Below are 20,701 nucleotides of genomic sequence, written 5' to 3' on the forward strand. Positions count from 1 at the left end.
GTTCATCCTGAGCCAGGATCAAACTCTCCAATAAAGTTAGTTTGTCTAGCATCTAAAATAAAAATTGACGTTTCACGTTGTTTGTTTCGTTCAGTTTTCAAAGAACTACTTGGTCGCTCATTTGCGACTTCCTTATGTTAACATCTTCGTTTTTCGATGTCAACTAAGTTTTTTAATTTCTTTTTTGTCGTTTTCTGCGTTTCCGCATCAGCGACGGTTATTAATATATCATGGTGAAAAATGAAATGCAACACCTTTTATAAACTTTTTTTAAAACTGCCCACATTTCTTTTTTATATCATATACTTAAACGAAATATCTCTTTCATGTATGAGTAATTCCTACATATATTTTATATAAAGTTACTCTATCAAAAGACGTTTCTTTCTATAATAAGCGTTTTATTCATATAGCATATCATACAGGGAGGAATATATATGGACTATACCGATTTATTAATCAAACTAGGTCTCTCGGCTATTTTAGGATTTGCCATTGGTTTAGAACGTGAATTAAAACGGAAACCACTTGGTTTAAAAACGTGTTTAGTTATTTCTATTATTAGTTGCCTCCTAACGATTGTTTCTATTAAAGCAGCTTATAACTTACCACATACCGATCATATGAATATGGATCCACTTCGACTTGCCGCTCAAATTGTATCAGGAATTGGTTTTTTAGGTGCTGGCGTAATTTTAAGAAGAGGCAACGATAGCATTGCAGGGCTCACGACTGCCGCTATGATCTGGGGTGCTTCTGGTATTGGTATTGCTGTTGGGGCCGGATTCTATATTGAAGCGATATTCGGAATGTGTTTCCTTATGATTAGTGTCGAACTTATACCACTCGCGATGAAATATGTAGGCCCTAGATCATTTCGTCAACGTGATATCGCTGTGAAACTTGTTGTACGAAATATGGACAATATCCCAATCGTAATTGAAGAAATAAAAGAAATGGATATAAAAGTTAAGAATATGAAGCTTAAAACATTAGAAAACGGTTCTCACTATTTACATCTTAAACTGTCCATTGATCAAAAAAGACATACTGCTGATGTTTACTATGCTCTCCAGCATCTTGAAAGTGTCCAACAAACTGAAGTGGAAAGTATGTAACGTAAAACAAACTCTCTTTAATTAGAGAGTTTTTCTTTTTTCTATAATGGCAACAATGAATGTAGTCCTACAAAGTAAGGAGGAATAGGCAATTGAAATCCCGTCCGAATTTAGTAGATACATTTCGTGATTCCATTATTTTTCGTTTAATTTGTTTTATTATTGTACTGACTGCTTTTTCCGGTTTTCTTATACATAGATTAGAACCTTTTCATTTCACTACATGGTTTGACGGAATTTGGTGGTCAATCGTTACCATTTTTACAGTTGGATATGGCGACTTTGCTCCCCACACGACGATAGGAAAACTAATAGGTATAAGTATTATTTTATTAGGAACTGGCTTTTGTTCTTATTATATGGTGCTGTTTGCTACTGAAATGATTAATAAACAATATATGAAAATTAAAGGTGAAGAAGCCGCTACTTCTAACGGTCATATGATTATCGTTGGCTGGAATGAGCGCGCAAAACATGTTGTAAAGCAAATGCACGTATTACAACCAAACCTTGATATCGTTTTAATTGATGAAACACTTTCTTTACTCCCAAAACCATTTCATCATTTAGAATTTATAAAAGGTTGTCCGCATCACGATCAAACTTTATTAAAGGCCAATATTGCAACGGCACACACCATATTAATAACAGCTGATAAAGAAAAAAACGAAAGCTCAGCGGATACACAGTCCATTTTAAATATTTTAACTGCAAAAGGGCTCAACCCAAACATTCACTGCATCGCTGAACTTCTTACTTCTGAACAAATACAAAATGCAACGAGAGCTGGCGTGTCAGAAATTATAGAAGGAAATAAATTAACGAGCTATGTATTTACCGCTTCTCTTTTATTCCCTTCCATTTCAGGTGTACTATTTTCACTTTACGACGAAATCTCTGATAATAAATTACAACTGATGGAGCTTCCATCGTCCTGCACCGGACAAACTTTTGCCAATTGTAGCTATACTCTTTTAAAGCAAAACATTCTCTTACTAGGTATAAAGCGCGACGAACAATATATGATTAATCCAGTTCATTCCTTTGTTCTCATTGAAAGCGACATACTCATTGTTATTCACCATTAGTAAAATGACGCTCTAATTCTTGCATGAGCACTTTCCCAATATTGATATATTTTCTTTTCACATCTCCATCTGGATCTTTCGGCTCAGCAAATTGATCCATTCCACTTGTTCCAGCTGTTAAAGTATTCACATTATCATCTAGTTCGTCTTGATATACGTGCGAAAGAATATACGGCGTTCCAAGACGAACTATTACGCCTGGTACATCTAGTTCTCCATCAATGGCTGTAAATGGAACTCGTAAAAATTGATACCCATCTTCTTCATCAATTTTGTAATCGAAGCATCCTTTATCATAATCCCAATTACCACCAATGCTATATCCAAGTGGTTTCATAATCTCTTCTAACTTATATAACGCATATGTACGTCCTTCTAAATTTGATTGAATCGGAATCAAGCCCATCCCTCCTAGACTTTTCCTTTAGCATACCCACTTTAGTTTGAATATACTGATGAACTTTTCGATAAAATAATAAAAAGCGACCGGAATCCGGTCGCTTTTTATTATTTTAAACGCTCTTCTAATTCTGCTTTTAATTCTTCAAATCCTGGTTTACCAAGTAAAGCAAACATGTTTTTCTTGTATGCTTCTACTCCAGGTTGGTCAAATGGATTCACGCCTAATAAGTAGCCGCTCATCGCACATGCTTTTTCGAAGAAGTATACAAGGTAACCGAATGTGTACTCATTTAATTCAGGAATATTTACGATTAAGTTTGGTACTCCCCCGTCGCTATGTGCAAGTAATGTACCTTCGTATGCTTTTGTGTTTACGAAGTCTACAGTTTCACCAGCAAGGTAGTTTAATCCGTCTAAATCGTTTTCTTCTGATTCGATTGTTAGTTCATGTGTAGATTTACCTACTTTAAGAACTGTTTCAAATAAGTCACGACGCCCTTCTTGAACGTATTGACCTAATGAGTGTAAATCAGTTGAGAAGTTTGCTGAAGATGGGAAAATACCTTTTTGATCTTTTCCTTCACTTTCACCAAATAACTGTTTCCACCACTCAGCGAAGTATTGAAGTGCTGGCTCATAGTTAACAAGCATTTCAATTGTTTTTCCTTTATTGTATAAAGCGTTACGAACTACTGCGTATTGGTAAGCTGGATTTTCTTCTAGTTCTGATGTTCCGAAGTCATCATGCCCAGCAGCTGCACCTTTCATCATCTCTTCAATATTTAAGCCACTTACTGCGATTGGTAATAAACCAACTGGCGTTAATACAGAGAAACGACCTCCAACATCATCTGGAATAACAAATGTTTCGTAACCTTCGTTATCAGCTAATGTTTTTAATGCACCACGCGCTTTATCTGTAGTTGCATAAATACGTTTGCGAGCTTCTTCTTTTCCATACTTTTCTTCTAATAACTTACGGAAGATACGGAATGCTAGTGCTGGTTCTGTTGTTGTACCTGATTTGGAAATAACGTTAATAGAGAAGTCTTTACCTTCTAATACGTCCATTAAATCTTTCATGTAAGTGGAGCTAATGTTTTGTCCAACAAATAGCACTTGTGGAGTTTTACGTTGTTCTTTAGAAAGCGTATTGTAGAAAGAATGGTTTAACATTTCGATTGCTGCGCGTGCTCCTAGGTAAGAACCACCAATACCTACAACAAGTAAAATGTCAGAGTCATTTTTAATTTTTTCTGCGCATTTTTGAATGCGAGCGAATTCTTCTTTGTCATATTGAAGCGGAAGGTCTACCCACCCAAGGAAATCGTTCCCAGCTCCAGTTTTTTCGTGGATTGCGTGATGTGTTACTTTCACTGCATCACGTAAATAAGTGATTTCATGTTCACCGATGAAGGATAACGCTTTAGAATAGTCGAACGTTACATGTGTACTCATCTTTTTCCCTCCAATTATGGATATGTATTTCTGTATTCACTTTAGCGAAACTGAAGTTGTAAATCAAGCGATTCAAACATTGTAAACGTAACCAATATATATTTTTTAGAAAAAGTTCATTTTTTGCATAAAAATTCGCATTTTTCGGTATAGATGTATATACATCTTCTTTCAAACATTTTTTATGTATAAAAACAACATAACTACCCCATTCTATAAAAGAGTTAATTAACTCATCGCTTGCTCATGCTTCACAATTAAGGGGGGCTTTTTCATGAGTACTTTACAACGTATCGCATTAGTCTTTACTGTAATTGGCGCTGTGAACTGGGGACTAATCGGGTTTTTCCAGTTTGACTTAGTAGCAGCCATTTTCGGTGGACAAAATTCAGCTCTTGCACGTATTATTTACGGCATCGTTGGTATATCTGGGCTTATCAACCTTGGTTTACTGTTTAAACCATCTGAAAATCTTGGTACGCACCCAGAAACAAACGAAATTCGATAATCAGTATGTCCTTTCACCTCCGACATACGAATATGATTGCATGCAATCATATTTGCAAATATATATCATAAGATAAAGTAAAAGAGGAACGCTCATATGCGTTCCTCTTTTACTTTGTTAACTCGGACTCTTCAATCCATTCTGCCAACTTTTCTCGCAGCGTATTAAATCCGTTTTCAGATGGGTTCGGTATAAGAATCCTTCCTTGTTTTCTTTTCGCCGCTTTTAACGATAAACTCATTTTTCTGTGCTCTTCATCAATTGAAAGTACCTTTACTTCTACTGTATCGCCGACCTTTAAAAAGTCATGAATATCCTTTACATATCCATTTGTAATTTCAGATATATGCACAAGTCCTTGTGTTTCTGCATCTAACGCTACAAACGCACCGTAATCTTGAATTCCAGTCACTTTCCCTGTTACAACCACTCCTGTTGTATATTGTTCTGACATATGAAACACTCCCATACGTTTACCATTCTCTCTACAATTATAGAGAGCAAAGCAGATATATTTATTTTAAATATCCGATTGGTTAGTACACATTCTAGATAACAATATCTAGAATGCGCATACCTTATATTAGTAAATTATACCACTATGACAGAACTCATTCAAAATTCATGAAAAATTTCCCTTAAAGAAGTATAATTCTCCAATATTGGGATAGACTACTAACACATGGCTTTCTAGTATTCCCCCCCTTTTATGGACAAAACGTATTACGTTTTGTCCTTTTTTTATTTTCAACAAACCGTTCCATTCTCTTCATTGCTTCCATAAGTTGTTCAAGCGACGTCGCATAAGAACAACGAATAAACCCTTCACCACTTTCGCCAAATACGCTACCAGGGACAACAGCTACTTTTTCTTCCAGCAATAACTGTTCTGCAAATTCCGCTGAAGATAATCCTGTTGAAGATATAGAAGGGAAAACATAAAATGCTCCGCCCGGCACATGACACGTTAAGCCCATTTCATTGAAAGATGTCGTCATAAAATTACGACGCTTCTTATAACTATCTCTCATCCGAATTACTTCATCATTCCCCGCACGTAACGCTTCAAGTGCTGCGAACTGAGACATCGTCGGTGCACACATCATGGAATATTGGTGAATTTTGAGCATCAATTCTGAAAACTGAACAGGAGCTGCAATCATACCGAGACGCCATCCTGTCATCGCAAATCCTTTTGAAAATCCTGAAATTAAAATCGTATGCTCACGCATATTTTTAATACTCGCGAAACTTGTATATGCTTCGTCGTATACAAGCTCTGCATAAATTTCATCAGATAATACAATTAGATTGTACTTCTCAACAATCACTGCTATTTCTTCAAGCTCGAATTTATTTAGCATTGCACCTGTCGGGTTATTTGGTGAACAAAGTAAAATCGCCTTTGTTTTCGCTGTAATAGCTGCTTCAATTTGTTCTGGTTGTACTTTAAACTCGTTTTCTAGCTTAGTCGCCACAGGAACCGGAACTCCTCCAGCTAATGTCACAAGTGGTGCATAAGAAACGAAGCTTGGTTCAACAATGAGCACTTCATCATCAGGATTTATAATGGCACGCATCGCTACATCTAACGCCTGGCTCGCTCCAACTGTAACAATGATTTCATCACTTGGATCATAAGATACTGCAAATTGTTTTTTTAGATACTTTGCTATTTCTTGACGGAGCTCCAATAATCCTGCATTTGCTGTATATGACGTATACCCTTGTTCCAAAGAACGAATACATGCTTGCCTTACATTCCAAGGGGTAACAAAATCCGGCTCTCCTACCCCGAGGGAAATAACACCTTTCATATTTGCTGCTAAATCAAAAAATTTTCGAATACCAGATGGTTTTAAAGATTCTGCTGATCTAGATAGTTCAAATTGCTTCATGGTGTCACCACAATTCGCTTATCATCATCGTCTTTTTCATAAATAACGCCCTCATGTTTATACTTCTTCAAAATGAAATGAGTAGTTGTAGAAACGACAGATTCAATTGTTGCTAATTTCTCAGAAACAAACATCGCTACTTCCCCCATCGTTTTCCCTTCTAATGTAATAGAAAGATCATATGTCCCTGACATTAAATAAACGGATTTCACTTCTGAATAACGATAAATTTGCTCAGCAACCGCATCAAACCCAACGCCGTGCTTTGGCGTAACTTTCACATCGATCATTGCCGTTAAACCTGTATGTTCTTTCACTTTCGTCCAATCGATATGTGTTACATAATCCACAATAATCTTTTCATTTTCTAATCTCGCAACCATCTTCTTTACTTCTTCTACTTCTATATTTAACAGCTTCGCTAATGTATCTACAGATAATCGACTACTCTTTTCAAGACAAGCTAATAATTCTAATTCTTTTTCTGTCACCATATAAATCATCCTTCCTTTTCGTTTGTGTCTAAATTATACAAATACCCTTTCCAGTTTGGAAAGAAGATTTTTCTATTGAATTATGTCAAAATAAAGTGAAACTTTAATCAGCGGAATGCTTCACCCCGCTGATTATCAGCCCACACCAATCGGGCTTTTACGAGCAGTTGATCTCCCACCTCACTTCTTTGTCTCAACCGTCTTTTTAGGTTGGAGTCTTACTGCTCGTTAAAGCGGGGTAAAGTGAAACTTTAATCAGTGGAAAAATGCGTGATAAAGCGAAAGGGGATGGAACCGTGAAACCAAAAATTTATATTGCTGAACCAGTTCCGACATTTGTAGAAAACTATTTATCAGAACACTGTGATTACGAAAAATGGGATCAAAATGAGAAAGTACCTCGTGATGTTCTATTAGAGAAAATACAAGATAAAGATGGGTTATTAAATTTCGGATCTGCTATTAATGAAGAATTACTGACAGTGGCTCCTAACTTAAAAGTAGTGAGCAATATTTCTGTTGGTTACGATAATTTTGATTTACAAGCGATGAAAAACCGAAATGTTATCGGAACGAATACACCATACGTATTAGATGATACAGTAGCTGATCTCGTTTTCGCCCTTATGCTATCAGCTGGGCGCCGCGTTTGCGAACTCGATTCTTACGTAAAAAATGGTGAATGGAACGCTGAAATCGGAAAAGAACACTTCGGACTAGATGTACACCATAGCACAATTGGTATTATCGGTATGGGCCGAATTGGAGAAGCCGTTGCAAAACGAGCAAAATTCGGATTTGATATGAATGTTCTTTACTATAACCGCCGTCGTAAAGAAGAAGCTGAACAAAAATTCGATGCTACATATTGTGATTTACAGACGCTACTGAAGCAGTCTGACTTTATTGTTCTTCTTACTCCATTAACAGATGAAACATATCACCTTATCGGAGAAAAGGAATTTTCATTAATGAAAGAAACAGCAATCTTCATTAATGCTTCTCGGGGGAAAACAGTAGATGAAGAAGCGTTAATCCATGCTTTAACAGAAAAGAAAATCTTTGCAGCAGGCATCGATACTTTTACACAAGAGCCAATTCAAAAAGATAATCCACTCTTATCATTACAAAATGTTGTGACTTTACCACATATCGGATCTGCAACATTAAAAACTCGTCAGCAAATGGCCATGACCGCCGCTGAAAATTTAGTTGCAGGATTACAAGGAAAAACACCGCCTAATATTGTGCGCGGATAATACTGAATAAACGAAAGGCAAGATGACATCGTCATCTTGCCTTTTTTTGTTAACATATTTTCTTCTTCCTTGGAGATGATATGAACAAAAATCAATGGAGTGACAAAAAATGAATCATAAATATACTTGTCCTTATTTCACTTTTTCCACTCGCGGCACTACTGTTCATTACGAATTGTATGAACATGATAATAAAACAGAACGCCCTACTTTCGTACTCGTTCACGGCTTTTTATCTTCCTCATTCAGTTACCGCCGTCTCATTCCTTTACTAGCGAAGGAAGGAACAGTCATTGCTCTTGATTTACCACCGTTCGGAAAAAGTGATAAGTCTCATCTGTTTAAGTATTCTTATCACAATTTAGCAACGATTATTATTGATTTAATTGAACATTTATCTCTCTCAAACATTGTATTAGTTGGGCATTCTATGGGTGGACAAATTTCTCTCTATGTAAACCGTATACGTCCTGAACTCATTTCAAAGACGATTTTACTATGTAGCTCGAGCTATTTAGCGCGCGCAACCTTACCTTTACTATACTCTTCTTATTTACCGTTCTTTCATTTATACGTAAAGAACTGGATTATACGGCGCGGCATTGTTCATAACTTAATGAATGTCGTTCATGATCACTCATTAATTGACGATGAAATGAAAAAAGGTTACTCCGCTCCTTTTTATGACAACCGTATATTTCCCGCTTTAACTCGCATGATACGAGACCGTGAAGGTGACTTATCTTCAACTGAATTACAAAAAATCGAAACACCTATCCTACTCATTTGGGGTGAAAAAGACCGCGTCGTCCCTGTACATGTAGGTCATCGTCTACACAAAGATTTACCGAATTCAAAATTTATTTCTTATGAAAATACAGGACATTTACTACCTGAAGAAAAGCCTGAACATGTTTATGAAGAAATTATCGCTTTTTCCGCGCAATAAAATGAAACTTTAATCAGTCCCTACCTAACTTCTTTGCTTCCGCTGAATTTTGAGGTCGGGGTCTTACTGCCCGGAAAATAGCGGGATAATATAAAAAAGGCTGTCGGAAATTCCGACAGCCTATAATGAACAGCTTCCACCTTCTTTTATTACAAGTAATTCCATAGCTAATTTCTCACATTTTTCAAGCGCAGGTACTTCCTCAAAAGACATAAAGTATATATGTTGAATCTTCTTTGCGATGTATTTTGGATCGTCAAACACACTTATGACGTTCACAACATCGCTCGCTTCTGTTTCATAAAACTCCGGTCCCATTTGAAACGGATCCCAATTCTTCACAACCTCTATCATCTTTTCATATGTACCCATTCGCTTCCCGCCTTTTCACTTTTTAATACTTTTCTTTATCCTATCACATCAGCTATTCTATAAGAAGAGAGAGAACTTTCATAACTTATTGGTTTTACAGAAGAAGGGAGCAAACTTATGCAACTATTTCATAAAGCAATCAATCGACGTGGAACGCATAGTATAAAATGGGATACATATAAAAACGAAGAACTTATCCATGCTTGGATTGCTGATATGGATTTTGAAGTACCAAAACCAATTCAAACTGCCTTAAAACAACGAATCGAACATCCGATTTTTGGCTATACACTTCCTCCCGAAAATATTGGGAATATTATTTGTAACTGGACAAAACAACAATACGACTGGGATATTCAAAAAGAATGGATTGTCTTTAGCGCCGGAATCGTTCCAGCTCTTAGTACGAGCATACAGGCTTTCACAAAAGAAAACGAATCCGTTCTCGTACAACCACCTATTTATCCTCCATTTTTCGAAATGGTTACAACAAACAACAGACAGTTATACGTGAGTCCATTACAGAAACAAAATGATACATATGTGATAGACTTCAAGCATTTAGAAAAGCAGTTTCAGCAAGGCATCAAACTCATGCTTCTTTGTAGCCCTCATAACCCAATCGGGCGCGTTTGGACGAAAGAGGAACTTTTGCAGCTCGGATCGTTATGTACTAAATATAACGTAATCGTTGTGGCGGATGAAATTCATTCCGATATTATTTACGCAGATCATACACATACACCGTTCGCTTCTTTATCTGAAGAATTAGCAGCTCGCACGATTACTTGTATGGCTCCAAGTAAAACATTTAATATCGCTGGATTACAAGCATCGATTATTATCATTCCAAATGAAAAACTCCGTCAAGCCTTTACATCTATCCAATATAGACAAGGCTTCCACAGATTAAATATCTTCGCTTATACAGCGATGCAAAGTGCCTATACAGAATGTAATGATTGGCTAAACGAAATTCGATTATATATAGAAGATAATGCTCAATTTGCTTGTGAATATATTAAAACTCACATACCTGCTCTTTCCGTAACGAAGCCAGAAGGTAGCTTTTTATTATGGATTGATTGTTCTCTTCTAAAGCTTTCTCAAAACGAGCGTACTGCATTACTTGAGGAAAAAGGAAAAATCATTGTTGAACCTGGTGAGAAATACGGGTTAGGTGGCGAAGAACATATTCGAATTAATATCGGCTGTCCACGATCTGTTTTAGAAGAAATTTTAAACAGACTGCGTCATACGTTTTCATAATAAGAAAGGAGTCTGTCCCCCTAATCATTCTTGGACAGACTCCTTTGTCATATTTTGTCGGTAAGTTGATATATTTTCAATTACATTTCACAAAGAAAGCTACCATTCACGGTAGCTTTTACTTTTTCTTCATATCCGATGCTTTTTTTACAATTACGCCACAAGCAATTCGATCCCCTGATTTACCTGTCGGTTGAGTCATACCATCATCAGGGTTTTCTGTAATAATAATAGACGCTCCATCTTTTCTATGAATCGTCGTTTTTCCTTCTTCAAGTGTGATGTGAGGTGCATCGATTTCCGCTTTAATCTTTCCAGAACCATCTGCAACTACGTTCGGTAAATCACCGTTTTCTGCCCCCTTCGGATTAAGAAGACCATGTTTTTTATCATCAGGACTAAAATGATTCCCGGATGATTCAAAACGAGGTGCCTTACACTCTCCAATTTCATGTACATGTAGTCCGTGTGGTCCTGGCGTGAAACCTTCTCCTTTAATCGTAATTTTCACGCCACTTGTTTGCTGCACTACTTTCGCAGTCCCTACTTCATCTCCTGAAGCATTATGTAATTTCACTTCAATTTCTTTCGGCTTTCCTTGGTCACAACCTGCCATCAGAAATAATAAACAACAACTGAAAAAAAGCCGTTTCTTCATTTTATTCCCTCCAAAATATATTCTGCCCTTAGATTGTCCGAGCATAGAGGGAAACATACAAAAATGCATTACTGTTTCTTTTCAGCTAATAGTTTTTCTTCAACTTTCTGCAATCGCTCTGCTTCTCTTTTTGATACACGAATAAACATACGCCACGTGGCAATAGCACCGATAATAAATAGAACGCAAACAATCCCTGGAATAATATATTCTGTTTTATCTTCCGGAAAATATAAAGGCATCATATAGAACACTCCTTATTATAGGATTTATAAAACATCAGAATTTTCTGTTATATCATTTTAAATTATAGTGGAACCTATCCATATTCTCAAGGGGCGTTCTGAAAGCAAATGATTTCTTTGACTCCTTCTCCTACTTTCCTTACTATAAACTTGAGGTGAAAAATATGAGAGAAACATTTGAAATTGGCGAAATCGTTACTGGTATTTATAAAACAGGAAAATACATCGGCGAAGTTACAAATAGCCGCCCTGGCAGTTACGTCGTAAAAGTATTAGCTGTTTTAAAACATCCGGTGCAAGGTGACTTACATAACGTAAAACAAGCTGACGTACCATTTTTCCATGAAAGACGCGCTTTAGCTTTCCGTGAACAGACGAACATTCCAGAGCAAATGGTGAAAAAATATGAAGGAGAAATTCCGGATTATACCGAGTCACTAAAATTAGCATTAGAAACTCAAATGAATTCATTTTCTGAAGATGATTCACCTTTTGCAGAGCGTAGTCTAGAAACATTACAACAGTTAAAGAAAGACTACAAACTCTAAAAAACAAAACGACCAAATTACATAATGTGCAATTTGGTCGTTACTGTGTGCTCACTTTCTTTAACACTTTTGAAAAATCAACAAGTTCTCCTAATGTTGGAGGTGCTGGCTTTACTAAATACTCTTTATCTTTTTCTACTAGTTTAAAAATATTGTACGTCGTCATCGCATCATCAAGCGCACAATGATGCTTCCCTGTCCCTACTTTTCCATACGCCTCAATTGCTTTCCATAATCCTGTTTGATTTCTTTCTCCAAAAAACTTCTTATACTCAAGCGATAAATCACGACACTGTCCGAAGAATGGAAAAGCTATCCCTGCCATTTCACAATTATGTTTCAGCACTTTCATATCCATATTTCCCCACGTTACAATTGTCGGTTTACATTTCGTTTCGTATTCTGCAAGCTTCTTAACGAGTTCAGGAAATGAAATCCCTTTATCCACGACTTCTTGTTTTATTCCCAAAAACTTCTTACATCGATCCGTTAAAGAAGGAAATGTTTTCGGCCTGACATGTGATGAATACGTATCTTCTACCTTACAGCCAGCAACTGAAACGAGTCCTACCTCAATAATCTCTGGAAAAAATCCTTTCGGTTTCTTTCTATGCTGGGGCATCGTAAACTCAAAGTCTAAAAATAAAAATCGTTGTTCATCCATACGATCCCTTCCTTATCATTTTTGTCATTCCTTTCTATTTGACACTCCTACACGAACAAGCTCGAATGCTAATTCCATTTTAAATATTCAGATTGGATGTATCTTATATATATGTCAAATGCCCACAAATATTTTAAAAAATAAGAAAAAATGACCTATGCAGAAAATATGACAAAATCTCTCCTTTCATTTACATCCGCAGTTTTTCTACTTTATAATGACGTTATGTGTGTTTCATCTAGTTAATATTTGACACACTAAGAAAAATGAATGAAAGGAGATGAGATTTTTGCACGAAACAACGCAAGAACTCGCTAACTGGCAGTATTATTTTGCTATCGCAGTCTTTTTAATTACATATGCCATTATTATTTCTGAAAAAATTAATCGCGCTGTCATCGCACTTCTCGGTGCAGCATTCATGGTAATTGTGGGGGTCGTCGATTTACATAACGCCTTTACGAAACATATTGAATGGGGAACGATTACGCTACTCATCGGTATGATGATTTTGGTGAACATTACGAGTAAATCAGGTGTTTTCCAATACGTTGCCATTAAAGCAGCAAAAGGGGCACAAGGAAATCCAATTAAAATTTTAATTTCCCTTTCCCTACTTACCGCGCTTGGCTCCGCATTTTTAGATAACGTTACAACTGTACTTCTTGTTGTTCCAGTTACTTTATCTATTACGCGCATACTGCAAGTAAATCCTGTTCCTTATTTACTTTCTGAAATTATTTTTTCAAATATTGGAGGAACAGCAACATTAATTGGTGATCCACCTAACATTATGATTGGTTCTGCAAATAAGCATTTAGACTTCAATGCTTTCCTATTGAATCTAGCACCAATCGTAATTATTATTATTGCAGTTACAGCAACAATACTTTACTTTATGTACCGTAAACAATTAATTGCCGATCCTGTACAAGTTAAAAAATTAATGAGCTTAGATGAAAAACAATACATTAAAGATCCAGTATTAATGAAAAAATCTTTAACGGTACTTGGACTTACAATTGTAGGTTTCATGACTCATTCTATTTTCCATATTGATGCCGCTATTATCGCCTTAACTGGTGCTACTGTACTTATGTTAATTGGTGTGAAAGAACATGAAATTGAAGAGGTATTCGCAAGTGTAGAATGGGTAACAATCTTCTTCTTCGCAGGGCTATTCGTACTTGTTGGAGGACTTATCGATATCGGTCTTATCAAAATGTTAGCTCAAAAAGTAATTGGTATAACAGGCGGAGATATTTCTTACGCATCCATCCTTATTTTATGGGTATCTGGTATCGCCTCTGCAACAATTGATAACATCCCATTCGTTGCAACAATGATTCCACTTATTAACGATATGGCAGTTGGGCTAGGCTTATCACCATCTGACGCACAAATCGATGTATTATGGTGGGCATTAGCACTAGGTGCTTGTCTGGGCGGAAACGGAACATTAATCGGAGCTTCTGCTAACGTAATCGTTGCAGGTATCGCGAGCCGCGAAGGACATAAATTTAGTTACATGGACTTCCTAAAAGTCGGTTTCCCAATTATGATCGTTTCATTAATCATTTCTCACATTTATATTTATTTACGCTACCTTATGTAGTAAAAAAAGCGCTCTGATAATCAGGGCGCTTTTTTACTTATATCTAAAATATATCGACTTATCAACAAAAAAGAAAAATCTACTCTTTATATCTCACCGGTTCATTTCGAATGATAAATAAATGAATCGGTAAGAACACTGAAAATGTGATTACATGAATAATCGTAAATAATATAGAGTTCGTTCCGTATCTGTCTAAAATAGCGTAGATAAGATAAATGGACAATACAATCGATACAGCTGTTGCTAGTAAACTTATAATTGGTACGAAATTAAAAATAAAACATGCAACGTATATACCGAATACTTTCCACCCTGCTTCTTCTTTCAAAAAATCTGGTAATTTATCTTTCGCTAAGTCACCCCATGTCTTACTATTCAAAAACGGAATAAACGCAAGCACCCCGTCCGTTGCACCATCATTTTTCGCCATCGAATAAAGTGCAAAAGCCGTTAACAAATATGAAATAATTGCCCAAATCAATATAACAAGAATAAACGCAAAACTAAGAGCAAAGAAACCTGCTAATACGCCTTGATCCTCCATCTTATCCTCTCCTCTCTACTTTCAACATATTTCATTACATTGCAAGTTATGTTTTAAAATTTATCCAAACTCTTTGTATAATAAGAGAAGAAAGAGAATAAGAGAGGAGCAACACTTATGCATCCATTTGTAAAAGCATTACAAGAGCATTTCACAGCTCATCAAAATCCTGAAAAAGCAGAACCTATGGCTCGTTATATGAAAAATCACTTCCCATTTCTAGGTATTCAAACACCGGAAAGACGCCAATTATTAAAAGACATCATTCAAATACATACTCTCCCAGATCAAAAAGACTTCCAAATTATCATACGTGAGCTTTGGGACTTACCAGAACGTGAATTCCAAGCGGCCGCACTTGATATTATGCAAAAATATAAAAAGCATATAAACGAAACTCATATCCCCTTCTTAGAAGAACTGATTGTCACAAAATCTTGGTGGGACTCTGTCGATAGCATCGTCCCTACATTTTTAGGCGATATCTTTTTAAAACATCCAGAATTAATTTCTGCCTATATTCCAAAATGGATTGCATCAGATAACATATGGTTACAACGTGCCGCTATTTTATTCCAACTAAAATATAAACAAAAGATGGATGAAGAACTTCTTTTCTGGATTATTGGACAACTACATTCTTCAAAAGAATTTTTCATTCAAAAAGCGATTGGCTGGGTCCTTCGTGAATATGCAAAAACAAATCCGGATGTAGTTTGGGAATACGTTCAAAACAATGAGCTCGCTCCATTAAGTAAGCGTGAAGCAATTAAGCATATTAAAGAAAATTACGGAATAAATAATGAAAAAATAGGCGAGACTCTATCATAGATAGACGCGTTCCTCTATTGAGATTTAAAAAAGAACGTGTTAGAATATGTTCATTATTATTAATATAAGTAGCGATGACGGACTTATAAGTACTTGCATAAAAAGCGATTCAGGGATAGTGAAAGCCTGAAGCCGCAAGGAAACGGCAGTCCCGAGCAATACATGATAAAGTGGATGCACCTTTTGTGTATCAACTAGGGTGGAACCGCGGGCAAACGCTCGTCCCTAGGCAAATAAGCCTTGGGATGAGCGTTTTTTTATGTTCTTTTTAGCATATACTGCTCGTTTCCAAAGTATCAGAGTATGTCATCGCCAATACGTTAACTTTCAAAAGGAGGATTTTCTTATGTATTCAATGGAACAAGTTGTAAACTTAGCGAAACATCGCGGTTTTGTTTTCCCTGGTTCTGAAATTTACGGTGGTCTTGCAAACACTTGGGATTACGGTCCACTTGGAATCGAATTAAAAAATAACGTTAAAAAAGCTTGGTGGAAAAAATTCATTCAAGAATCTCCACACAACGTTGGTTTAGACGCAGCTATTTTAATGAACCCTAAAACTTGGATCGCTTCTGGTCACGTTGGTAACTTCAACGATCCAATGATTGACTGTAAAAAATGTAAAGCTCGTCACCGTGCTGACAAATTAATTGAGGATGCTTTAGATGCAAAAGGCATCGAAATGGTTGTTGACGGTCTTACTTTCGACCAAATGGCTGATTTAATGAAAGAACATGAAGTAAAATGTCCTGATTGCGGTAGTGAAGAATTCACTGAAATCCGTCAGTTCAACTTAATGTTCAAAACATTCCAAGGTGTTACAGAGTCTAGCACAAACGAAATCTTCCTTCGTCCTGAAACAGCACAAGGTATTTTCGTAAACTTCAAAAACGTTCAACGCTCTATGCGTAAAAAGCTTCCATTTGGTATCGGCCAAATCGGTAAGAGTTTCCGTAACGAAATCACGCCTGGTAACTTCACATTCCGTACACGTGAATTCGAACAAATGGAACTTGAATTCTTCTGTAAGCCTGGTGAAGATTTAGAGTGGTTTGCATTCTGGCGTGAAACTTGTAAAAACTGGTTACTTTCACTTGGTATGTCTGAAGAGAGCATGCGTCTTCGTGACCACGGTGAAGAAGAGTTATCTCACTACAGTAATGCAACAACTGACATTGAATTCAAATTCCCATTCGGTTGGGGCGAACTTTGGGGCGTTGCATCTCGTACAGACTTCGACTTAAAACGTCACATGGAACATTCAAACGAAGACTTTAACTATATTGATCCACAAACGAATGAGCGTTACGTGCCATACTGCATCGAGCCATCTTTAGGCGCAGACCGCGTAACATTAGCATTCTTATGTGATGCATATGAAGAAGAGCAATTAGAAAACGATTCTCGTACAGTTCTTCGTTTCCACCCTGCTTTAGCACCATACAAAGCAGCTATCTTACCATTATCTAAGAAGCTATCTGAAGGTGCTACTGAAGTATTCGCAGAATTAGCTAAAGACTTCATGGTAGACTTTGATGAAACTGGTTCTATCGGTAAACGTTACCGTCGTCAAGACGAAATCGGTACACCATTCTGTATCACATACGACTTCGACTCAGTTGAAGACAAAGCTGTTACAGTACGTGACCGTGACACAATGGAACAAGTTCGTATGCCAATTAGCGAACTAAAAGGTTTCTTAGAGAAGAAAATCCAGTTCTAATTATAAGAAAAAGAGGCTGCTCGTAAGAGCGCCTCTTTTTTACTTTTCACGTTTTTCTTTAATTGCTACTGTACATCTTGATATACATAGTAAATCATCATTTTCATCAATAATACGAACATCCCAAACCATTGTCGATTGTCCTCTATGTATCGGTGTTCCGATCGCCGTTACAATTCCATCTTTCTTTGAGCGAATGTGGTTTGCATTAATTTCTAATCCGAAACAAATACATTTTTCTTGATCAATTAAATTATATGAACCAACACTTGCCACTGTTTCCGCTAATGCAACCGATGCACCTCCATGTAAAAATCCAAACGGTTGATGCGTACGCTCATCAACAGGCATCGTAGCAACTACCTTATCTTCTGTCATCTCTAACAACTCAATTCCAAGTGAATCCATTAAAGTTTTTGCCATATCGCTTCCCCCTTCTCTTACTTTAATTAAATGTATAATTTTACCTATTTATTTTCAAACTACTTATAACACTTATATAAGGAGGCTTCACCTAAATGAAACAGAAATTTTGTATATTACTGCTTATGTTCTCCTTGCTGACTATTGTACCAAATTGTGCAATAACAGCCAAAGCATCTAACCTGACAATCGATGTTAAGACTGTAACGCAAAAAGGTAAGAAACCTTATATAGAATATCAAATAAATAGGCCTTCTTTTCACAACTTTTCTGATTCTAAATTTCAAAATAAACTCAATTTATACTACAAAAAATCCACTGACAAATTTAAAAACAAATTAGAAAAAGAAGCAAAAAAATATTATAAAGAGACAGCAGGATCTAGTACACCCTTTCATCCGTACGTAGCAAATGTTGATTATAAAGTCTCTTTAAACAAACCACCTTTTCTTAGCCTATATGTGAATTACTATCAATATACTGGCGGAGCACACGGTCTTTATACGTGGAAGGCAAATACATTTGATTTAAACGAAAAAAAGGTGCTGCACTTAGACGATTTATTTCAACAAAAGGATAAATATAAAGATGTAATCCGTGCAGAGATTGTACGACAAATTAAACAAAATGAAAGCATTTATTTTCCTGATGCAACTGAAAAAGTAATGAGTATGAAAAAATTTCACTTCTTTTTAGAGCCAGACAATCTCGTCATTTATTTCCCTTTATATGAGATTGCTCCCTATTCAAGTGGAATTCCGCAATTTCGTATTCCATATACGTTGCTAAGAGACTATTTAAAGCCTTCTTATCAAAATATTTTGATTGACAACAAGTAAATATTTTCGCTACGATAATGTTAACCTAAAAACAACAGGAGGTTAACATTATGAGAAGATTACATGTTTTAGATTTAGCATTAGCTGCCATGTTCGTTGCTCTTATGGCCATCGGTGCAAATATTGTATCTTGGGCACCTTTCTTACAAGTAGCAGGCATCCCATTATCTATGCAACCATTTTTCGCAATTTTAGCAGGTCTTCTTCTTGGAAGTAGACTTGGTGCCTTATCCATGACTGTATATATGCTCGTTGGTTTAGCCGGCGCACCAATCTTCGCTAACTTCAAAGCTGGATTTGGAGCACTTTTAGATCCTACTGGTGGTTTTATTATCGCCTTTATTATCGTTGCTTACGTATCAGGAAAACTAGTAGAACAAAAAGAAAGACCCACTTTCATTACATTTGCAATTGCCTCTTTCACTGGAATTATTTTAACTTATATAATCGGTACTACTTACATGTACGGAGCAGTCAATCTCTTTATGGGCGGTAATATGAGCTATAAAGCTGCTTGGATGATTATGATGTGGTTTGCAGTAAAAGATATTGCATTTACAATTATCGGTGCTATTATCGCACCTCGCATATACTATGCTGTGCGTCGTTCTGCTTATCAGCATTCTCATTCGACGATTTCATAATAAAAAAATGAGTTATTTCAGTATACTGAAATAACTCATTTTTTATTATGACTCTTGATTCGCTTGTTCTTCTAAAATTTTCTTCATCATTGCAACCATGTCATCACGTAATTCTGGGTGTTGCAGGGCCATTTCAATTGTCGTTTGAACGAATCCTAGCTTTTCACCTACGTCGTAGCGCTTTCCTTCGAAATCGTAAGCAAATACACGTTGGATTTCATTTAAGCTTTGGATTGCATCTGTTAATTGAATTTCACCACCAGCACCGACATGTTGCTGTTCTAAGAACATAAAGATTTCAGGCGTTAAAATGTAACGGCCCATAATTGCTAAGTTTGAAGGAGCTGTACCTTGCGCTGGTTTCTCAACGAAATTGCGAACTTGGTAACGACGACCTTCTTGTTCTAATGGATCGATAATTCCATAGCGATGTGTTTCCGACTCTGGAACAGTTTGTACACCAATAACAGAAGAAAGTGTTTTTTCATACTCATCCATTAATTGACGTAAACACGGTTTCTCAGCTTGGACAATATCATCACCTAGTAACACTGCAAACGGCTCATCACCAATGAATTTACGCGCACACCAAACAGCATGTCCTAGTCCCTTCGGCTCTTTTTGACGGATATAATGAATATCTACCATTTTTGAAGAAGCTTGTACTTTTTCAAGCAACTCATATTTTTTCTTCTCTAATAAGTTTTGTTCTAGTTCAAATGCGTTATCAAAATGATCTTCGATAGAGCGCTTTGTTTTACCAGTAACAATAATAATATCTTCGATTCCCGATTTCACTGCTTCTTCCACAATGTATTGAATCGTTGGTTTATCTACTATCGGTAACATTTCTTTCGGCATTGCTTTCGTTGCTGGTAAAAAACGTGTTCCTAATCCAGCTGCTGGGATTATCGCTTTTCTTACTTTTTTCATCACAAAATACCCTCTCTCCTGTCGGAATCAATAGCAAGCATTTCCTACATAAAACAAAAGGGAGATTTCGCTCCCTTTTGTTCCTTACTACTTAAAATTACTTTGTATTATAAACGATTCATAATGTCTTCTTTAATAGTAAGTAACTTTTGTTCACTATTTTGTAAAGAACTATCTTTTACACCAAAGTAAAACTTAATCTTCGGCTCAGTTCCA

Annotated in this window: 25 protein-coding genes; 12 read left to right on the forward strand and 13 right to left on the reverse strand. The window is 36.4% G+C overall.

Annotation, left to right across the window (positions count from 1 at the left end; all coding sequences use genetic code 11):
* Positions 1-437: 437 nt before the first annotated feature.
* Positions 438-1,118 (forward strand): MgtC/SapB family protein, encoded by a 681-nt coding sequence (locus tag MR168_RS25200; protein WP_000386676.1) that lies wholly within the window; start codon positions 438-440, stop codon positions 1,116-1,118.
* Positions 1,119-1,210: 92 nt separating this feature from the next.
* Complete coding sequence (locus tag MR168_RS25205; RefSeq protein ID WP_086412307.1) at positions 1,211-2,206, forward strand: potassium channel family protein; 996 nt, start codon at positions 1,211-1,213, stop codon at positions 2,204-2,206.
* Here MR168_RS25205 and MR168_RS25210 read toward each other — a convergent pair.
* Entirely contained in the window at positions 2,193-2,606 is a 414-nt protein-coding gene (locus tag MR168_RS25210; protein ID WP_000612334.1) for a YugN-like family protein, read from the reverse strand. The two genes, MR168_RS25205 and MR168_RS25210, sit on opposite strands and share 14 nt — an antisense overlap.
* Before the next feature lie 107 nt (positions 2,607-2,713).
* Complete coding sequence (locus MR168_RS25215) at positions 2,714-4,066, reverse strand: glucose-6-phosphate isomerase (RefSeq protein WP_000103654.1); 1,353 nt, start codon at positions 4,064-4,066, stop codon at positions 2,714-2,716.
* A 274-nt stretch (positions 4,067-4,340) separates the two neighbouring features.
* On the opposite strand from MR168_RS25215, the gene MR168_RS25220 reads away from it, so the two are divergent.
* On the forward strand, positions 4,341-4,574 hold the full coding sequence (locus MR168_RS25220) for a DUF378 domain-containing protein (RefSeq protein ID WP_000105788.1): 234 nt from the start codon (positions 4,341-4,343) through the stop codon (positions 4,572-4,574).
* A 109-nt stretch (positions 4,575-4,683) separates the two neighbouring features.
* Here MR168_RS25220 and yugI read toward each other — a convergent pair whose 3' ends face one another.
* The 3 genes from yugI to MR168_RS25235 form a co-directional block, all read right to left on the reverse strand.
* Positions 4,684-5,028 (reverse strand): S1 domain-containing post-transcriptional regulator GSP13, encoded by a 345-nt coding sequence (yugI, locus tag MR168_RS25225; RefSeq protein WP_000003764.1) that lies wholly within the window; start codon positions 5,026-5,028, stop codon positions 4,684-4,686.
* A gap of 253 nt (positions 5,029-5,281) precedes the next feature.
* Positions 5,282-6,472: an aminotransferase gene (locus MR168_RS25230; protein ID WP_000808534.1), complete on the reverse strand. Its 1,191-nt coding sequence runs from the start codon at positions 6,470-6,472 to the stop codon at positions 5,282-5,284.
* Positions 6,469-6,966, reverse strand: coding sequence for an Lrp/AsnC family transcriptional regulator (locus MR168_RS25235; RefSeq protein WP_000255696.1), 498 nt, complete (start codon positions 6,964-6,966; stop codon positions 6,469-6,471). The genes MR168_RS25230 and MR168_RS25235 overlap by 4 nt, the downstream gene beginning before the upstream one ends.
* A 266-nt stretch (positions 6,967-7,232) precedes the next feature.
* On the opposite strand from MR168_RS25235, the gene MR168_RS25240 reads away from it, so the two are divergent.
* Together MR168_RS25240 and MR168_RS25245 are read left to right on the forward strand one after the other, a co-directional pair.
* Positions 7,233-8,225, forward strand: coding sequence for a 2-hydroxyacid dehydrogenase (locus MR168_RS25240; protein ID WP_002024995.1), 993 nt, complete (start codon positions 7,233-7,235; stop codon positions 8,223-8,225).
* A gap of 109 nt (positions 8,226-8,334) precedes the next feature.
* Entirely contained in the window at positions 8,335-9,174 is an 840-nt protein-coding gene (locus MR168_RS25245) for an alpha/beta fold hydrolase (protein ID WP_001015860.1), read from the forward strand.
* A gap of 120 nt (positions 9,175-9,294) precedes the next feature.
* Here MR168_RS25245 and MR168_RS25250 read toward each other — a convergent pair whose 3' ends face one another.
* Positions 9,295-9,546: a YugE family protein gene (locus MR168_RS25250; protein ID WP_000537638.1), complete on the reverse strand. Its 252-nt coding sequence runs from the start codon at positions 9,544-9,546 to the stop codon at positions 9,295-9,297.
* Between the two features lie 117 nt (positions 9,547-9,663).
* Here MR168_RS25250 and MR168_RS25255 point away from each other — a divergent pair, with 117 nt between their 5' ends.
* Positions 9,664-10,815 (forward strand): MalY/PatB family protein, encoded by a 1,152-nt coding sequence (locus MR168_RS25255; protein WP_242291576.1) that lies wholly within the window; start codon positions 9,664-9,666, stop codon positions 10,813-10,815.
* Between the two features lie 118 nt (positions 10,816-10,933).
* On the opposite strand, the gene sodC is transcribed toward MR168_RS25255, so the two are convergent.
* Together sodC and MR168_RS25265 are read right to left on the reverse strand one after the other, a co-directional pair.
* On the reverse strand, positions 10,934-11,473 hold the full coding sequence (sodC, locus tag MR168_RS25260) for a superoxide dismutase [Cu-Zn] (RefSeq protein ID WP_086412309.1): 540 nt from the start codon (positions 11,471-11,473) through the stop codon (positions 10,934-10,936).
* Positions 11,474-11,541: 68 nt separating this feature from the next.
* Positions 11,542-11,718 (reverse strand): hypothetical protein, encoded by a 177-nt coding sequence (locus MR168_RS25265; protein WP_000982757.1) that lies wholly within the window; start codon positions 11,716-11,718, stop codon positions 11,542-11,544.
* 164 nt (positions 11,719-11,882) lie between these two features.
* Between MR168_RS25265 and kapB the strand changes: the two genes are divergently transcribed.
* On the forward strand, positions 11,883-12,266 hold the full coding sequence (kapB, locus tag MR168_RS25270) for a kinase-associated lipoprotein KapB (RefSeq protein ID WP_001209344.1): 384 nt from the start codon (positions 11,883-11,885) through the stop codon (positions 12,264-12,266).
* Positions 12,267-12,306: 40 nt separating this feature from the next.
* Here kapB and kapD read toward each other — a convergent pair whose 3' ends face one another.
* Positions 12,307-12,930, reverse strand: a complete 624-nt coding sequence (gene kapD, locus MR168_RS25275) for a 3'-5' exonuclease KapD (protein WP_000344356.1) — start codon at positions 12,928-12,930, stop codon at positions 12,307-12,309.
* Between the two features lie 289 nt (positions 12,931-13,219).
* On the opposite strand from kapD, the gene MR168_RS25280 reads away from it, so the two are divergent.
* Positions 13,220-14,545 carry an ArsB/NhaD family transporter gene (locus MR168_RS25280; protein WP_000545209.1) on the forward strand — a complete coding sequence of 442 codons (1,326 nt, stop codon included), beginning with the start codon at positions 13,220-13,222 and terminating at the stop codon, positions 14,543-14,545.
* A gap of 79 nt (positions 14,546-14,624) precedes the next feature.
* Here the strand turns inward: MR168_RS25280 and MR168_RS25285 are convergent, their stop codons facing one another.
* Complete coding sequence (locus tag MR168_RS25285) at positions 14,625-15,092, reverse strand: hypothetical protein (protein WP_000390061.1); 468 nt, start codon at positions 15,090-15,092, stop codon at positions 14,625-14,627.
* A 117-nt stretch (positions 15,093-15,209) separates the two neighbouring features.
* Here MR168_RS25285 and MR168_RS25290 point away from each other — a divergent pair, with 117 nt between their 5' ends.
* Both MR168_RS25290 and MR168_RS25295 read left to right on the forward strand, forming a co-directional pair.
* Positions 15,210-15,923: a DNA alkylation repair protein gene (locus tag MR168_RS25290; protein WP_000553308.1), complete on the forward strand. Its 714-nt coding sequence runs from the start codon at positions 15,210-15,212 to the stop codon at positions 15,921-15,923.
* A 346-nt stretch (positions 15,924-16,269) separates the two neighbouring features.
* Positions 16,270-17,646, forward strand: a complete 1,377-nt coding sequence (locus MR168_RS25295) for a glycine--tRNA ligase (RefSeq protein ID WP_000287147.1) — start codon at positions 16,270-16,272, stop codon at positions 17,644-17,646.
* A 39-nt stretch (positions 17,647-17,685) separates the two neighbouring features.
* Here MR168_RS25295 and MR168_RS25300 read toward each other — a convergent pair whose 3' ends face one another.
* The gene (locus tag MR168_RS25300; protein ID WP_001140612.1) at positions 17,686-18,069 is read right to left on the reverse strand and encodes a hotdog fold thioesterase; all 384 of its coding nucleotides are present in this window, start codon (positions 18,067-18,069) and stop codon (positions 17,686-17,688) included.
* Positions 18,070-18,164: 95 nt separating this feature from the next.
* Here MR168_RS25300 and MR168_RS25305 point away from each other — a divergent pair, with 95 nt between their 5' ends.
* Together MR168_RS25305 and MR168_RS25310 are read left to right on the forward strand one after the other, a co-directional pair.
* Positions 18,165-18,908: a DUF3298 and DUF4163 domain-containing protein gene (locus tag MR168_RS25305; RefSeq protein WP_000810326.1), complete on the forward strand. Its 744-nt coding sequence runs from the start codon at positions 18,165-18,167 to the stop codon at positions 18,906-18,908.
* Between the two features lie 50 nt (positions 18,909-18,958).
* Positions 18,959-19,552, forward strand: a complete 594-nt coding sequence (locus MR168_RS25310) for a biotin transporter BioY (RefSeq protein WP_001253379.1) — start codon at positions 18,959-18,961, stop codon at positions 19,550-19,552.
* A gap of 45 nt (positions 19,553-19,597) precedes the next feature.
* On the opposite strand, the gene galU is transcribed toward MR168_RS25310, so the two are convergent.
* Together galU and MR168_RS33450 are read right to left on the reverse strand one after the other, a co-directional pair.
* Complete coding sequence (gene galU / locus MR168_RS25315; RefSeq protein WP_002097988.1) at positions 19,598-20,485, reverse strand: UTP--glucose-1-phosphate uridylyltransferase GalU; 888 nt, start codon at positions 20,483-20,485, stop codon at positions 19,598-19,600.
* 107 nt (positions 20,486-20,592) lie between these two features.
* On the reverse strand, positions 20,593-20,701 hold a 109-nt coding region (locus tag MR168_RS33450), incomplete at its 5' end, for a hypothetical protein (protein ID WP_282093732.1).

Origin of the sequence: Bacillus cereus group sp. BfR-BA-01356 (assembly GCF_022663635.1) — a bacterium.
GTDB lineage: Bacteria > Bacillota > Bacilli > Bacillales > Bacillaceae_G > Bacillus_A > Bacillus_A cereus.

Coding starts and splice junctions, on each gene's coding strand:
- MR168_RS25310 (WP_001253379.1), top strand. CDS start 18,959: ATGAGAAGATTACATGTTTTAGATTTAGCATTAGCTGCCATGTTCGTT.
- MR168_RS25240 (WP_002024995.1), top strand. CDS start 7,233: ATGCGTGATAAAGCGAAAGGGGATGGAACCGTGAAACCAAAAATTTAT.
- MR168_RS25265 (WP_000982757.1), bottom strand. CDS start 11,718: ATGATGCCTTTATATTTTCCGGAAGATAAAACAGAATATATTATTCCA.
- MR168_RS25220 (WP_000105788.1), top strand. CDS start 4,341: ATGAGTACTTTACAACGTATCGCATTAGTCTTTACTGTAATTGGCGCT.
- MR168_RS25305 (WP_000810326.1), top strand. CDS start 18,165: ATGAAACAGAAATTTTGTATATTACTGCTTATGTTCTCCTTGCTGACT.
- MR168_RS25250 (WP_000537638.1), bottom strand. CDS start 9,546: ATGGGTACATATGAAAAGATGATAGAGGTTGTGAAGAATTGGGATCCG.
- kapB (WP_001209344.1), top strand. CDS start 11,883: ATGAGAGAAACATTTGAAATTGGCGAAATCGTTACTGGTATTTATAAA.
- MR168_RS25295 (WP_000287147.1), top strand. CDS start 16,270: ATGTATTCAATGGAACAAGTTGTAAACTTAGCGAAACATCGCGGTTTT.
- MR168_RS25285 (WP_000390061.1), bottom strand. CDS start 15,092: ATGGAGGATCAAGGCGTATTAGCAGGTTTCTTTGCTCTTAGTTTTGCG.
- MR168_RS25245 (WP_001015860.1), top strand. CDS start 8,335: ATGAATCATAAATATACTTGTCCTTATTTCACTTTTTCCACTCGCGGC.
- MR168_RS25255 (WP_242291576.1), top strand. CDS start 9,664: ATGCAACTATTTCATAAAGCAATCAATCGACGTGGAACGCATAGTATA.
- MR168_RS25215 (WP_000103654.1), bottom strand. CDS start 4,066: ATGAGTACACATGTAACGTTCGACTATTCTAAAGCGTTATCCTTCATC.
- MR168_RS25200 (WP_000386676.1), top strand. CDS start 438: ATGGACTATACCGATTTATTAATCAAACTAGGTCTCTCGGCTATTTTA.
- MR168_RS25290 (WP_000553308.1), top strand. CDS start 15,210: ATGCATCCATTTGTAAAAGCATTACAAGAGCATTTCACAGCTCATCAA.
- sodC (WP_086412309.1), bottom strand. CDS start 11,473: ATGAAGAAACGGCTTTTTTTCAGTTGTTGTTTATTATTTCTGATGGCA.
- MR168_RS25235 (WP_000255696.1), bottom strand. CDS start 6,966: ATGGTGACAGAAAAAGAATTAGAATTATTAGCTTGTCTTGAAAAGAGT.
- yugI (WP_000003764.1), bottom strand. CDS start 5,028: ATGTCAGAACAATATACAACAGGAGTGGTTGTAACAGGGAAAGTGACT.
- MR168_RS25230 (WP_000808534.1), bottom strand. CDS start 6,472: ATGAAGCAATTTGAACTATCTAGATCAGCAGAATCTTTAAAACCATCT.
- galU (WP_002097988.1), bottom strand. CDS start 20,485: ATGAAAAAAGTAAGAAAAGCGATAATCCCAGCAGCTGGATTAGGAACA.
- MR168_RS25300 (WP_001140612.1), bottom strand. CDS start 18,069: ATGGCAAAAACTTTAATGGATTCACTTGGAATTGAGTTGTTAGAGATG.
- kapD (WP_000344356.1), bottom strand. CDS start 12,930: ATGGATGAACAACGATTTTTATTTTTAGACTTTGAGTTTACGATGCCC.